The following is a 13,506-nucleotide window of genomic DNA, read 5'->3' as shown; positions in this document are numbered from 1 at the left end:
GCGCCCACGGTCCGCACGACCGCTTCCGCCTTCCCACCGGCGCCGGGCAGTGGTCCCGTTCCGTCACAGGGGGGCGCGGGTCCCTCAGTCCTCGCCCCTGACGATGTTCCATTCCTTGCCGCTGTCGGGCTCCCGCTGCGGCGGATTGCCCCGGCCTTCCTTCACGACAGCAGGCCGGCAGGTGCGTATCTGCTGGTCGCGGGGGATGCGGGTGCTGGTCGGGTGGCCGTTGCGTGTGTCCACGGCTGGGCGCCTCCTCAGGTCTTCTCGACACCGCATACCCGTTCGAACGTGATTTACACGACATAACATTCCCGATCAGGGCATGTTTCTCGTGGACACCCGGCGGGCGCCCGGCGGCCGTCGCGCTGCGCGATGGCCGCGGCACCGACCGTGTCCGCCACCGCGCGGGCGGTCCGTGGGCCGTCGGAATGCGGCTGCCCCGGGCCGTGCGGTGGAAACCGCTCCGGGCAGCCGCATTCAGCGGGTGGGGTGCCACTCGGCGAGCAGGACGGTGGCGTCGTCGTCGAGACGGCCGTGCCGGTGCGCCAGGAGGGCGTGGACGAGCCGCCGCAGGACCTCCGGGGCGGGGTCGCCGAGCGCGGTGGCGTGCACGACGTACTCGGTGAGGCGCCGCTCGCCGAACTCGTCGCCGCCCTCGGTGCGGGACTCGGTCACGCCGTCGGTGTGGACCAGGACCCGGTCACCGGGTTCCAGCCGTGTGGAGTGGACGGAGCGCGGGCGTCCGCCGCACTCCGGACCGAGGCCGAGCGGCAGGTCCGCGTCGCGCTCCAGGGCGCCGGTGACCACGTGCCGGGCGCGGATCAGCCGGGGCGCGGGGTGCCCGCAGTTCGCCCACGCGAACTGGCCGCTGCGGACGTCGAGGTCGGCGAAGACCGCGGTCGCGAACCGGTCCGGGATCCACTCGGCCAGGGTCTCGTCCACGGACTTGACGATCTCGCCGAGGTCCGCGCCGGCGCGCCGGGCCGCGCGGCAGCCGGCCAGCGCCACGGCCGCCACGAGCCCCGAGGCGAGGTCGTGGCCCATCGCGTCGACCACCGCCAGGTGCAGGTGGTTCCCCTGGAGGCTGTGGTCGAAGGCGTCGCCGCCGATCTCGTACGCGGGTTCCAGCACGGCGCTGGAGGTCACCTCGGCCGTGCCGAGGGTCCGCGGCGGCAGGAAGGCCCACACCAGCTCCGCGGCGGCGCTCATCGGGCGGCTGCGGACGAGCCGCAGCATGTCGTCGCCCGCCCCCGCACCGGAGACCATCGCCAGGCTCGTCACGTCGGCGAGCGCGCGGCAGCGGGCGAGCAGTTCGGGGTCGATCCGGTGGGCGGTGACCTCCATGACGCCGATCCGCTCCACGCCGTCCACGAGCGGGAGCCACATCGTGATCCGGTCGTCGCGCTCGCTCAGGCGCAGGGAGACCGTCCGGTAGGCGGCGCCCGCGGGCGTGCCGTCGACGGCCACGGCGCGGCGCGCACCGCCGGCCGGGCCGCCCGGCAGCGGGACGAGCCGGGACTGCTGTACGTCGGCGAGGAGGACCGTCACGTCGTCGAGGCCCACCTCGTGGGCGGCACGTGCGAGGGCGGCGCCCCAGTCCTCCGGGGCGACCTCGTGCGAGCGCTGCAGGAGCCCGCTCAGCAGGGTGCCGAAGCCGGTGTCGTCCACCGTCACCATCACCTGTCGGTGCGCGTCCCCGGCCGCGGGCCGGGACGTGGGGCACTTGCCCCGGACACCTCGCCCGAAACATCGCACCGCCCCTGACCTGCGGCTCCGCCTGGTCACGCGATGCCGCGGCGGCGCGGGCATCCCCGGATCGCCTACAGGCGCCGGTTCCGCAGAACGTCATATTCCAGCAAATCGAGTGCCAATACGGGCGTGCCGCGCCTTAACCGGCACACCGAGGCCCGACGCTTCTCGTGTCCCACCCGTGCGGGTGCCCACGGCACCCGCGGAGACAGGAGTCGATCCATGCGCGTTTCCCGTTTCGTGGCCGCGGTCGGTGTGGCCGTGGCCGTCGTCCTGGGCGGTGCGGCCGGCGCCGGCGCCGTCACGCCGGAGTCCGTCCGCGCCCACGGCACGCACGCCACGCACGGTGACCACGGGCGCGGCCACCACAGCCACCACGGCAAGCGTCATCACCACCGCTGGCACGGGCACCGGACGCACCGTCACCACCACGTCGTCAACCACCACCGCCGCTGACCCTCGGCCCGATCCGCGCGGAAACCCCCCGGGGGCGCCGCTCCGCGAACGCGGAGGGCGCCCCCGGGCGCGTGCGGGCCGGCCGGCTCAGGCGGTCTGGGCGCTGCGCAGCGCGGCGTACGGGCCGCCTGCGCGGAGCAGTTGCTCGTGCGGGCCGACCTCCGTGATCCTTCCGTCGTCCATGACGACGATGCGGTCGGCGTTGCGGATGGTGGACAGCCGGTGGGCCACCACGAAGACGGTGCGGTTGGCCACCAGGCGTTCCAGCGCCTGCTGGACGAGGGCCTCGGAGCGGGAGTCGAGGGCGGAGGTCGCCTCGTCCAGCACCAGCACACGGGGGTCGCGGATCAGCGCGCGGGCGATGGCCAGGCGCTGCTTCTGGCCGCCGGACAGCCGGGCGCCCCGCTCGCCGACGACCGTGCCGAGACCGGCCGGCAGCCGCTCCACGAACTCCAGGGCGTTGGCGGCCCGCAGGGCCTCCCGTACCGCCTCCTCGGGGACGCCCGGCATGCCGTACGCGACGTTCTCCCGGATGGTGCCCTCGAAGAGGATGGACTCCTGCGGCACGACGGACACGAAGCGGCGGTAGCTGCGCAGGTCCAGGGTCTCCATGTCCGCCCCGTCCAGCAGGATCCGGCCCTCGGTGGGGCGCAGGAAGCCGATGACGAGGTTGAGGACGGTCGACTTGCCGGCCCCCGAGGCGCCCACCAGTGCGATGGTCTCGCCCGGTCGGACCGAGAGCGAGAAGTCGCGCACCGAGTGGTCGGCGGCGTCGTCGTAGGTGAATCCGACGCCCTGGAAGTCCACCCGCCCGCGGACGGCGGCCACCTCGGACTTGCCCGCGTTCTGCTCGAGGTCGGGCGCCTGCAGCACCTCGCCGACCGAGCGCACCGACTCCAGTCCCTTGCTCACCACGGGGGTGAGGCTGAGCAGGGTGGTCACGGCCGCGGTGAGGGCGGAGAAGTAGGTGGTCAGCATGACGACGTCGCCGGGGGTGACGCCGAGCCAGCCGTGGTACGCGGCGAGCGCGGAGCCGAGCAGGCAGCAGGTGCCCAGGACGTTGAGGACGATCCAGGCGAGGGAGCCGAAGCGGCCGTTGAGCCGGTCCAGGCGCAGCCCCGCGGTGAGGACCTGGCTGAGCGTGCCGTCCACACGGCGCAGCGCGGTGGACTCCAGGCCGTGGGCGCGGGTGATGGGGATGAGGGTGGTCATCTCGGTGACCCGCGAGGAGAGTTGCTCGACCTCCTGGCGGAACGATTCGTTGGACTCGCGCAGCCGCCCCCGCAGCCACATCACCAGCGCGGACGTCGCGGGCACGACGACCAGGAAGACCGGCAGGAAGGACGGTGCCTGCACGGCGATGACCACCAGCGCGCCCAGCAGCGTGGCGAGCGCGGACAGGCCCATGTCGCCGGTCTGCTGGACCGCCTGCTCGATGGCCTCGACGTCCCGGATGACCTTGGTCTGCAGGACCGCGGAGTTGACCTTCGTGTGGTAGCCGATGGAGAGCTGCTGCATGCGCTGGCACAGCGCGGAGCGCAGCCGGGTGCCGGTGCGGCGGGCGCTGCCGTACCAGCAGCGCACGTACAGCAGGTGGAAGGGGTAGTTGAGGACCAGCATCAGCAGCAGCACGCCGGTGCCGAGCAGCATGCCCGACAGCGGCCGGTGCTGCACGATGACGTCGATGATCTGCGCGGTGACCAGCGGGGTCAGCCAGATCGGGGTGTGCTTGACCATGAACGCCAGCACGGCCAGGGCCAGTCGGCCGCGGTCGTGCCGGAAGAGGTAGGCGAGGGTGCGGATCGGGTGCTCACCGCGGTAGCGGTGGTCGAGCGGGCCGTGCGGCGACGCCATGCGGGGACTCCGGGTGCACGAGGGCGCGGGGTGATGAGACGGCACTGGCTCATCGTCCGGTCACCGCGGAATCCTAGGCTGTGAGCGCTCCCACGGACACCGTCAGGGGGGCGCTGACCGGTCCCGGCCGACTGGGGGGCCGGTCCGGGGGCAGACGGTGGGGGAAGGGGCGGCACGAGGGCGCGCCCCCGGACCACTGGGAGGGACGATGCTGGCCATCGTTGCGGCCGTCGTCTTCGCGGTCGCGTTCATCATCAACGCCACCGGGACGGCGACGGAGGCCGTGTTCACGCCGACGAGCCTGCTGCTGGTCGGGCTGACGCTGCTCGCCGCGCACCTCGGCGGGGTCGGCTCGGGTGCGGGCGCCCGCTGGTCGGGGTACCGCCGGCGGCGGCGCTGAGCCCTCCGGGGAGGGGAACGACCATGACGTACCGCCGAGATGACGTGCCCGGGGGCGCGGCACTGCACCGCCCGGGCTTCAGCAGTCCGGGGTTCTCCACCTCGGCCGACGACCCCGGCCCGGGCACCGACCCCGGCGACGGCGGAGCCGTACCGCCGCCCCCGCCGATCCCGGAGTACGAGGTCCCGGAGCCGGAGGTCGCGGTCGTCGCGGAGCCCGGTTTCGAGTCGCCGGGTTTCGAGTCGCCCGGGTACTCCGGTCCGGACTTCACCAGTCCGGACTTCACCGGCCCCGGCCCGCTGGGCGGTGCCGACCCGGACGGCGAGGGGTCATGACGCAGGCGGCTCCGCGGCCGCCGTCGCCGGCGGGGCCGTGACCTCCATCCGGGCCCGGCTCTCGGCGATGAGCTGACGGACGTTCCGCTCGACCTCCTCGGGGTCCAGGCCCAGGGCCCGGCCTATGCGCGCGGTCCAGACCTCGGAGCGCACGTTCGTCTCGAAGGCGAGGTCGGCGCGGATGTTGTCCCGGGCGGCCTGGCGGTTCTGGCTGACCATGACGAAGGTGGAGAGGAAGATCGCCTCCAGGCTGACGATCATGGTGAGCAGCCCGAAGGGGTACGGGTCGAAGACCGCGCCCGGTCCGGCGAGCCCTTGGTTGAGCAGGATCCAGACCGCGAACCAGACGATGTGGACGTAGACGAAGGCCATCGAGCCGGCGAAGGCGGTGATCGCGTCCGCGACCCGGTCCTGGGCACCCCTCCCGCGGGCGAAGACGACCCGTTCGTGCGGGGAGCGGACGAGCGGGCGCGGCGGCGAGGGGACGGCGGGGCGGTCGGAGGGGGAACTCATGGCCCTCATCCTGCCCCCGGCGCTGCACGGCTCAGGCACCGGGAACCGGCGGGGAAGAAACCGCACCCTCCCTGCGTTGGCATGGGCGGATCAAGAACCGCCCGAAAGGAGGCGACCGGTGAAGGTACGTGCCTCGCTGCGCTCCCTCAAGAACGCCCCCGGCTCGCAGATCGTCCGCCGTCGCGGCCGCGTCTTCGTGATCAACAAGAGGGACCCCCGCTTCAAGGCCCGCCAGGGCTGAGTCGCGGACCGGGCGCCGCGCACCGTCCCATGACGGCGCGCGGCGCTCGTCTGCGTCTGCGACCGGGTCACCGGGGCGGCGTCAGGGAACGCAGCAGCAGCAGCGCGATGTCGTCGGTGCGCCGCCGGCGCTCGGCGGTGAGCGCGAGCACGCCGTCGGCGACGCGGTCCAGCGGCAGCTCGCCGGCCACGGCGAGGTGGTCCGAGAGGTCCGCCAGTTCGGCGTCGACGTCGGTCCCCGGGCACTCGACCAGCCCGTCGGTGTAGAGCATGAGCACCGAGCCCGGCGGGAACGGGAACTCGACGGTGCGGTAGACCGCTTCCGCGTCGATGCCCAGCAGCGGGCCCTGGGCGAGGTCGAGCGCCCGCACATGGCCACCCGGTTCCCGCAGCAAGGGGGCCGGGTGGCCCGCCCCCGCCGCCATCGCCCGCTGCCCGTCCGGGTCGAGGTGCAGGTAGATGCAGCTGGCGAGGAGGTCCACGTCCAGGTCCAGCAGCAGCCGGTTGGTGCACTCCATCACCTGGCCGGGGGACTGCCCGACGGCGGAGTACGCCCGGACCGCCGTGCGGACCTGGCCCATCAGGCCCGCCGCGGTGACGTTGTGCCCCTGCACGTCACCGATCACCGCGGCCGCCCGGTCCCCTACGGACAGCAGGTCGTAGAAGTCGCCGCCGATGTCCATGCCCTCGGTGCCCGCGAGGTACCGAGCCGCCGCCTCCAGGCCCGGGAGCACCGGCAGGGTCCGCGGGAGGAGCGCGGACTGCAGGCCGTGGGCCAGCCGGTGCTTGGCGTCGTAGAGCCGCGCCCGTTCCAGGGCCTGGGCGATCAGGCCGCCGAGGCTGGTCAGCAGGGCCCGCTCGTCGGCCCCGAAGCGGTGCGGTTCGGGATACCCCAGCACGCAGGTGCCCACGGGACGGCCGGAGGCGATGAGCGGGAGGTAGGCCCACGCAGCCATGCCGTCGGCGACCGGCGGCCGGTCGGGGAAGCGCTCCCGCATCTCCTCCCCGGACTCCAGGAACGCCGGCACACCGCTGGCCAGCACCTGGGCGGCGGGCACCGGCGCCGACATCGAGATGCCGTCGTACCGGTCGACGATCGACGGATCCCGGTAGCCCCGGTGGCCAAGCACGCGCATCCTCCCGGCCTCCGGGGCGACCATGGCCACCACCCGGCTGCCGACCGCGGGCATGATCTCCTCGGCGACCAGGTCGATCACGTCCTGCACGCAGACGGCCTCCGTGAGTGCCCCGGACAGGTTCACGAGGTGGGAGATGGCCACCAGTCCGACCGCGGGCTGCGTCACGCCGTACGCGCCGCCGGGCACCACCGGCGACTGTGCCACCGGGCCGCGGGACGGTGAGATGCGGACGCTGACGCCGTTGCTGCTGGGATGGAGCTGGAAGGTGAGCCAGTCGCCCGGTGGGCGCAGCGCGGTGAACGAGGTGGGCTGCCGGCTGATCAGCGCCGCGCGGTGCCGTTCCTGGTGCACGGGGTCGTCGAGCCAGGGCAGCGTCCGCCACAGCGGGTGCCCGAGCAGCTTGCGCACCGGTACGCCCAGCCGGCGGGACGCCGCCCCGTTGGCGTAGGTGACCCGCCCGTCGAGGTCGAGGGAGCACAGTCCGTCCGGCAGCCGGCCCACCATGCGCACCGCCTCGACCGCCGAGGAGACCCCGGCGACCGGGGCGCCGATCGTCACGTCCTGCCCGCGCCGGACCGGCCGGCCCGCGGCGGCCTCGTGTTCCAGGTGCCGGGCGAGCCGGTCGCAGGCGGTGACCAGGTGCTCGCGCTCCCAGTCGGCCAGCTCGGGCGGATGGGCGCCCGGCCAGGTGACGAACACCGAGCCGAAGGCGGCGCCGGCGGTCTCGACGGGCAGTGCGGCGAGGGTGAACGGGTACGGCAGGACGAGCGCGATCCGCGGGTACCGGCGCGCCATCTCCTCCTCGCCGCCGACCCAGACCAGCCGGCGTTCGCGCAGTGCCTCCGCCACGGGGATCGGGGCGCCCAGCCCCACCCGTTCCCACGGTGCGGCGAAGGCGCGCGGCAGGCCTGCCATGACGGCCATCTCCAGCACCGGCTCGCCGGGGGCGAGGAGGTAGATCCCGCCCGCGTGCGCCCGCACGCCGTCCATCATCGCGAACAGCGCCGGGGCCAGCAGGCCTTGGTCGGTCCGCTCCCCGGCCTCGGGGTGCGACGGAGCGGAAGGGAACCCGTCCGGCACGGGTATCACCTCCTCCGCCTCTTCCCGTCCAGACTGCCTCCGGGCCGCGGACCGCGCATGCGGGAGACGTGCGGCGCCGGGCGGAGGCGTGCGGCCATCCGGCAGAGGCGCCCAACTCCCTTGACCCTTAGGACAGATGACATGCGGCGTTTTTGTTCGAACCTCTTGGCGTTCGACTGGCCCGGTGCTTCAATGTGGCTCTGTTAGGAAGGTTTCCTAACTTCTGACCCACGGAGTCACCCGTGCAGATCCCCCCACACCGTCATGCACGCACCCTCCCCCGCCGGCGCGCCGTCCTCTACGCGACCGCCGCCCTGACCGCGGGCGTCCTGGCCGTCGGCGTCGGCTCCCTGGCCTCGGCCGCGCCGGGGCAGCCGGCCGCCGCCGCGGCCGCGGCCGGCGTCGGGCTCGACGACCCGCACAAGAAGGACATCGCCATGCAGCTGGTGTCCAGCGCCGAGAACTCCTCGCTGGACTGGAAGGCCCAGTACAAGTACATCGAGGACATCGGCGACGGCCGCGGCTACACCGCGGGCATCATCGGCTTCTGCTCCGGCACCGGGGACATGCTCGAACTCGTCGAGCTGTACACCGACCGCAAGCCCGGCAACCCGCTCGCCCGCTACCTGCCCGCACTGCGCCGGGTCAACGGGACCGACTCGCACAGCGGCCTCGGCTCCGGCTTCGAGAGCGCCTGGCGCAGCGCCGCCGCCGACCAGGCGTTCCAGCAGGCGCAGAACGACGAACGCGACCGCGTCTACTTCGGCCCCGCGGTCCAGCAGGCCAAGGCGGACGGGCTGCGCGCGCTCGGCCAGTTCGCGTACTACGACGCGATCGTGATGCACGGCCCCGGCGAGGACAAGGTCAGCTTCGGCGGCATCCGCAAGACCGCCCTGTCCAAGGCCAGGACCCCCGCACAGGGCGGCGACGAGACGACGTACCTCCACGCCTTCCTCGACGCGCGCAAGGCGGCGATGAAGACCGAGGAGGCGCACAGCGACACCACCCGGGTCGACACGGAGCAGCGCGTCTTCCTCAACAACGGCAACCTCGACCTCAACCCCCCGCTCAAGTGGAAGGTCTACGGGGACAGTTACACCATCAACCAGTGACGTCCCCGCGCACGCCCCTCCGGGCGGCCTCCCCGACCGGGGGAGGCCGCCCGGAGCGGTGCCGGGCCCGGACCCGGGCCCGGACCCACCCGGGCCGAGCCCTAGCCGAGCTCCAGGCTGGTGATGCCGTACATGCCGGCCAGGTCGACGTCGGGGACCGGGCCCGTGTACATGCGCGCGGCCTCGAACGCGGGTGCCAGACCGAGGTGTTCCACCAGACGCACGGCCGGCTCGTTGGGCTCGGGGACGTCGATCACGAGGGGCTCCCCCGGTGTGGTCCGGGCCAGCCCCATGAGGAGCGCGAGGGCGACCTTCGCGGACGAGGCGTACAGCGGCCCCACGCGGGACGGCCCGCGGGCGGCACGCAGCACCCCGAGGCCCTGCAGACGGCCGTCGGCGACGGCCGCGAGGGCGGTGCGGTCCGGAAGGGTGATCCAGGAGGCGAGGAAGGCGTCGCGCGCGGCGGGGAAGAACCGGCGGTCGTAGCGGGCCAGTTCACCGAATCCGACGCTCCTGGCGTCGATCAGGGCGACGCCGCCGGGCATGACCCCGCCCGACGGCGTGCCCTGGTAACGGATGTTGCGCCAGGCCGTGCTGAACCCCGACCTGCGGTAGTTCTCCTGCTGCGCGACGACCCCGTCGAGGCCGACGTTGCGGCCGGCGAGGTGGTCGAGCCCGGCGCGCCAGACCCGGAACCCGTAGCCCTGGCGCGGAAGGGCGGCCGGGCGATGTAGAGGCCGACGAAGCCGAAGTCGGCCCCGTAGCGCACCGCGGAGACCGAGGCGACGGGTTCACCGTCGAGCCTGCCGAACAGGAAGCCGGCCGGATCGGCGGGGAAGAAGGCCTGCCCGTCGGACCTGCCGGGGTTCCATCCCTCGTCGTCGGCCCAGTCGGAGAGCCGGCTGATGTCCTCGGCGCCGGCGGAGGAGACGTGGAACGCGGTCATGGAGACCTACCTCTGGAATCGGTTGCCGGGGAACGGTGACGGGCACCGGGGGCGCGAGGGCGCCGGGGACACCGCGCGGGTGCGGGCGATGAGGAGGGTGACGTCGTCGGGGGGCGTCGCGCTCGGCAGGGTGCCGAGCACCGCAGAGCAGAGGTCGTCCAGGCGCAGCCCGGGCCGGTCGAGGGCGCGCCGCACGCGCTCCATCCCGGTGTCGACGTCGTGCCGGCGGTCCTCGATGAGGCCGTCGGTGTAGAGGGCCAGGAGGCTGCCCTCGGGCAGTTCCACCTCGGCGGCCTGGTACGGGGGCATCCCGAGGCCGAGCGGTGTGCCGTTGGGCAGGTCGAGGAAGCTGACGCCGCCTCCGGGGTGGCGGACGGCGGGCGGCGGGTGCCCGGCCCTGGCCATGGTGCAGCGGCGGGAGGCGGGGTCGTAGACGGCGTACAGGCAGGTGGCGCTCACGGAGGCGGTGTGGAGGCCCTCGCCCTCCTCCTCGGCGAGGCGGATGATCGCCTGGTCGAGGTGGGCGAGGAGCTGTTCCGGCGCCAGGTCGAGGTCGGCGAGCGTCCGCACCGCCGTCCGGAGCCGGCCCATCGTGGCCGCGGCGTCGATGCCGTGCCCGACCACGTCGCCGACGACGAGCGCCACCCGGTCGCGCGGCAGCGGGATCACGTCGTACCAGTCGCCGCCCACACCGTCCTCGAGGTCCGCGGGGAGGAAGCGGGAGACCACGTCCAGGGAGGGGCCGCCGCACACCCGGCGCGGGAGCAGGCCCCGCTGGAGGGCGAGGGCCGTGGCGCGCTCGTGCGTGTAGCGGCGTGCGTTGTCCAGGCTCAGCGCGGCCCTGGCGACCAGTTCCTCGGCGAACAGCAGGTCGTCCTCGTCGAACGGCCGCGGGTCCTCGGTGCGCAGGAACAACACCACCCCCAGGACGACGCCGTGGGCCCTGAGCGGCAGGATCATCAGCGAGTGCATCCCGAACTCGTCGATCTTCCCGGCCCGTGCCGGGTCCCGGCTGAGCCACGAGGAGGCGGTGTCCAGCACCGGTTCGAGCAGCGAGCGGCCGGTGGACAGCACGCGCTTGAGGGGCGAGGACGACGGTACGTACACCACGTCGCCCACCCTGGAGACCGCCTCCGGCGCGCCCTCGTGGACCGAGGCCAGGCCCGCCCGGCGGAACACCGGCAGGTAGTCGCCGTCCGGGCCGAGCCGGGACAGCGGCTCCTCACCGAGTCGCAGGGTGTCCGCGAGGTCGACGGTGACGTAGTCGGCCAGGCACGAGACGGTGAACGCGGCCAGTTCCTGCGCGGTGCGCATGACGTCCAGGGTGGTGCCGACGCGGGCACCGGCCTCGCCGAGCAGCGCCAGGCGGTCGCCGGGCCGGTGCCCGCCCGTGATCCGCAGGACGACCAGGCACACGCCCATCGGCCGGCCCGCCGCGTCCTCCAGGCGGATGCAGGAGACGGAGTACGCCCCCTCACCGCGCACGCCGTCCACCGCCGGCACGAGGTACTCGCGGCCGGTGACGGGAGCGCCCGTCGCCAGCACCTGGCGCATCACCGCCTCCAGCGCGCGTGCCCCGGCGGGCAGCGCCGCGTCCGGACGGCGTCCCAGCCGTCGCTCCCGCGGGATGCCGTCGTACTCCTCGAGCGAGTCGTTGACCCACGTGCACCGCAGGTCGGTGTTCCAGAGGGCGAGGCCGATCGCCGAGGGGGCGAGGGGGGACCCCAGCGCCGCCCCGGTGACGCCCACCACCCGCTGGAGGAGGCCGGCCAGGTCGATCGGTGCGGGTGATGCCATGTCGCGTCGGTCCTTCGTCTGGGCTGCGGGGATGTGCAGGCGCCCGGATCCGGCCGGAGAGGGTGGCCGGATCCGGGCCGAGGGGGGGCTCAGCGCCTGAGGAGGTCCGCCGCGCGTTCGGCGATGGCGTAGACCGTGGCGGCGATGTTGCCGGAGGGGATGGTGGGCATCACGGAGGCGTCGGCGATCCGGAGGCCGTCGATGCCGTGCACGCGCAGGTCCGTGTCGACGACGGCGAGGTCGTCGATGCCGATCCGGCACGTGCCGACGGGGTGCATGTACGAGGCCAGGGTGCTGCGCGCGTAGGCCCGCAGGCCGGCGTCGTCCTTCACGTCGGGTCCGGGCAGGACCTCGTGCGCACGCCATCCGTCGAGGGCGCGCGCCCGGCCGATCTCCCGTGCCAGGAAGAGCGCTTCGACCATCGTGCTCAGGTCGCGTTCGTCGCCGTAGTAGTCCGGGTCCACCAGGGGCAGGGCGTCCGGTGCGGCGCTCGCGAGCCGTACGGTGCCGCGGCTGTACGGCCGCATCGGGGCGACCGCGATCCGGTACCCCTGCCCGTCCGGCACGTCGGGCGCGGGCGCGTGGCCCGGCGCGTCGACCAGGAGCACCTGCACGTCGGGGTCGCGGATGCCGAGCCGGCTGCGGACCAGGCCGACGGCCTCGCCGTGGTTGTTGGTCCCGGGCGGAACGGGCCGGGCCGCGCGGTGGACGACGTCGGCCAGGGGGTGGTCCTGCAGGTTCGACCCGACGCCCGGCAGGTCGAGGGCGACGTCGATGCCCATGTCCCGCAGGTGCGCCTTCGGGCCGACGCCGGAGAGCATCAGCAACTGCGCCGTACCGATGGTCCCCGCGGTGAGCACGACCTCGCCACCGCACCCGACCGCGACGGTGCCGGTGCGGTCGGCGTGCCCGTACTCCACCCCGACGCACCGGCCGTCGCGCAGGAGCAGGCGGTGGACCAGCGCACCGGTCACCACGGTCAGGTTGGGGCGGTGCCGGGCGGGGGTGAGGTAGGCGTCGGCGGCGCTCTGCCGCCGGCCCCCGACGATGTTGAGGTCGCTCCAGCCGAAGCCCTCCTCCAGACCGCCGGCGATGTCGGCCGCCCGCCGGTACCCGGTCTGGGTCGCCGCCGTCAGGAGCGCGGCCACGACCGGATGGGGCGGGCTGGCGGGCCCCACGGTCAGGGGGCCGCCGACGCCGCGGAGCACGGGGTCCCGCCCGGGGGCGTTCTCGCTGCGCTTGAAGTACGGGAGCAGGTCGTCGAAGCCCCAGCCCTTCGCGCCGCCCGCGGTCCACGCGTCGTAGCCGGAGTGGTGACCGCGCACGAAGGTCATGGCGTTGATGGTGGACCCCCCACCCAGGCCGCGGCCGCGCGCGAGGGCGGTGGTGGTGCCCGTCGCGGACTGCCGGACGGTGGTGTCGCCCCAGTTCGCGGGCGTCCCCAGCAGCGTCGGCCAGGCGGGCGGCGACGCCGCCGCGGCCGGTGGCCGGTCGCCCCCCGCCTCCAGCAGGAGCACGCGTGCGCCGCCTCGTTCGGAAAGGCGCGCGGCGAGCACGCTGCCCGCGGTGCCGCCGCCGACGACCACGTAGTCGTAGCTGTCCGTTATCGCATGCATGGGTCACCTCTGACCGGCCACGTCCGGCGTTTCCAGTGATAGCCCGAATCGGCTAACACCGGACACAATAACGCCAACCACCCATAGCCGAACAGAGTGTCGGTTATCGCCCCTATTACGAATCGATATGGGCCAATCCCACGAAATCCCCCATGTCCGCCCAGTCCGTGAGCCGCGCTTGCGGGCGTCGGCGTGCCGAGGAGCGGCCGGATGCCGCCCGGACTCCGAACCCTCCCGCCGCCAGGGCAAGTTCATCGCCCGACGCC

The 13,506-nt window shown here is 73.9% G+C and carries 12 protein-coding genes and 1 pseudogene; 5 read left to right on the top strand and 8 right to left on the bottom strand.

Features of this window, described 5'->3' with window-relative positions; genetic code table 11:
• Positions 1–84: 84 nt before the first annotated feature.
• Both AC1VWI_RS38360 and AC1VWI_RS38355 read right to left on the bottom strand, forming a co-directional pair.
• The gene (locus AC1VWI_RS38360) at positions 85–243 is read right to left on the bottom strand and encodes a hypothetical protein (RefSeq protein WP_179279708.1); all 159 of its coding nucleotides are present in this window, start codon (positions 241–243) and stop codon (positions 85–87) included.
• Between the two features lie 237 nt (positions 244–480).
• Positions 481–1,680, bottom strand: coding sequence for a PP2C family protein-serine/threonine phosphatase (locus AC1VWI_RS38355; protein WP_499515639.1), 1,200 nt, complete (start codon positions 1,678–1,680; stop codon positions 481–483).
• A 294-nt stretch (positions 1,681–1,974) separates the two neighbouring features.
• Here AC1VWI_RS38355 and AC1VWI_RS38350 point away from each other — a divergent pair, with 294 nt between their 5' ends.
• Positions 1,975–2,208 carry a hypothetical protein gene (locus AC1VWI_RS38350; protein ID WP_499515638.1) on the top strand — a complete coding sequence of 78 codons (234 nt, stop codon included), beginning with the start codon at positions 1,975–1,977 and terminating at the stop codon, positions 2,206–2,208.
• An 87-nt stretch (positions 2,209–2,295) separates the two neighbouring features.
• Here the strand turns inward: AC1VWI_RS38350 and AC1VWI_RS38345 are convergent, their stop codons facing one another.
• Positions 2,296–4,062 carry an ABC transporter ATP-binding protein gene (locus AC1VWI_RS38345; protein ID WP_499515637.1) on the bottom strand — a complete coding sequence of 589 codons (1,767 nt, stop codon included), beginning with the start codon at positions 4,060–4,062 and terminating at the stop codon, positions 2,296–2,298.
• A 208-nt stretch (positions 4,063–4,270) separates the two neighbouring features.
• Between AC1VWI_RS38345 and AC1VWI_RS38340 the strand changes: the two genes are divergently transcribed.
• A complete protein-coding gene (locus AC1VWI_RS38340; RefSeq protein WP_499515636.1) occupies positions 4,271–4,462 on the top strand; it encodes a hypothetical protein in 192 nt (63 codons plus the stop codon).
• A gap of 23 nt (positions 4,463–4,485) precedes the next feature.
• Positions 4,486–4,797 carry a hypothetical protein gene (locus tag AC1VWI_RS38335; protein WP_499515635.1) on the top strand — a complete coding sequence of 104 codons (312 nt, stop codon included), beginning with the start codon at positions 4,486–4,488 and terminating at the stop codon, positions 4,795–4,797.
• On the opposite strand, the gene AC1VWI_RS38330 is transcribed toward AC1VWI_RS38335, so the two are convergent.
• Positions 4,792–5,310 (bottom strand): DUF1003 domain-containing protein, encoded by a 519-nt coding sequence (locus AC1VWI_RS38330; protein WP_499515634.1) that lies wholly within the window; start codon positions 5,308–5,310, stop codon positions 4,792–4,794. The two genes, AC1VWI_RS38335 and AC1VWI_RS38330, sit on opposite strands and share 6 nt — an antisense overlap.
• A gap of 118 nt (positions 5,311–5,428) precedes the next feature.
• Here AC1VWI_RS38330 and ykgO point away from each other — a divergent pair, with 118 nt between their 5' ends.
• On the top strand, positions 5,429–5,551 hold the full coding sequence (ykgO, locus tag AC1VWI_RS38325; RefSeq protein WP_499515633.1) for a type B 50S ribosomal protein L36: 123 nt from the start codon (positions 5,429–5,431) through the stop codon (positions 5,549–5,551).
• 67 nt (positions 5,552–5,618) lie between these two features.
• On the opposite strand, the gene AC1VWI_RS38320 is transcribed toward ykgO, so the two are convergent.
• Positions 5,619–7,769, bottom strand: coding sequence for a SpoIIE family protein phosphatase (locus tag AC1VWI_RS38320; protein WP_499515632.1), 2,151 nt, complete (start codon positions 7,767–7,769; stop codon positions 5,619–5,621).
• Positions 7,770–8,011: 242 nt separating this feature from the next.
• On the opposite strand from AC1VWI_RS38320, the gene AC1VWI_RS38315 reads away from it, so the two are divergent.
• Entirely contained in the window at positions 8,012–8,881 is an 870-nt protein-coding gene (locus AC1VWI_RS38315) for a chitosanase (protein ID WP_499515631.1), read from the top strand.
• Positions 8,882–8,982: 101 nt separating this feature from the next.
• Here the strand turns inward: AC1VWI_RS38315 and AC1VWI_RS38310 are convergent.
• From AC1VWI_RS38310 to AC1VWI_RS38300, 3 genes and pseudogenes are all read right to left on the bottom strand, one after another.
• Positions 8,983–9,827: pseudogene (locus tag AC1VWI_RS38310) on the bottom strand (GNAT family N-acetyltransferase).
• Positions 9,828–9,833: 6 nt separating this feature from the next.
• Positions 9,834–11,624 carry a SpoIIE family protein phosphatase gene (locus tag AC1VWI_RS38305; RefSeq protein ID WP_499515630.1) on the bottom strand — a complete coding sequence of 597 codons (1,791 nt, stop codon included), beginning with the start codon at positions 11,622–11,624 and terminating at the stop codon, positions 9,834–9,836.
• 89 nt (positions 11,625–11,713) lie between these two features.
• A complete protein-coding gene (locus AC1VWI_RS38300) occupies positions 11,714–13,240 on the bottom strand; it encodes a GMC family oxidoreductase (protein ID WP_499515629.1) in 1,527 nt (508 codons plus the stop codon).
• Positions 13,241–13,506: the final 266 nt, after the last annotated feature.

It is taken from the genome of Streptomyces sp. TOM-9, from assembly GCF_056858595.1.
The sequence above is the reverse complement of the archived record's forward strand: the minus strand, read 5'-3'. Positions and strand labels throughout refer to the sequence as shown.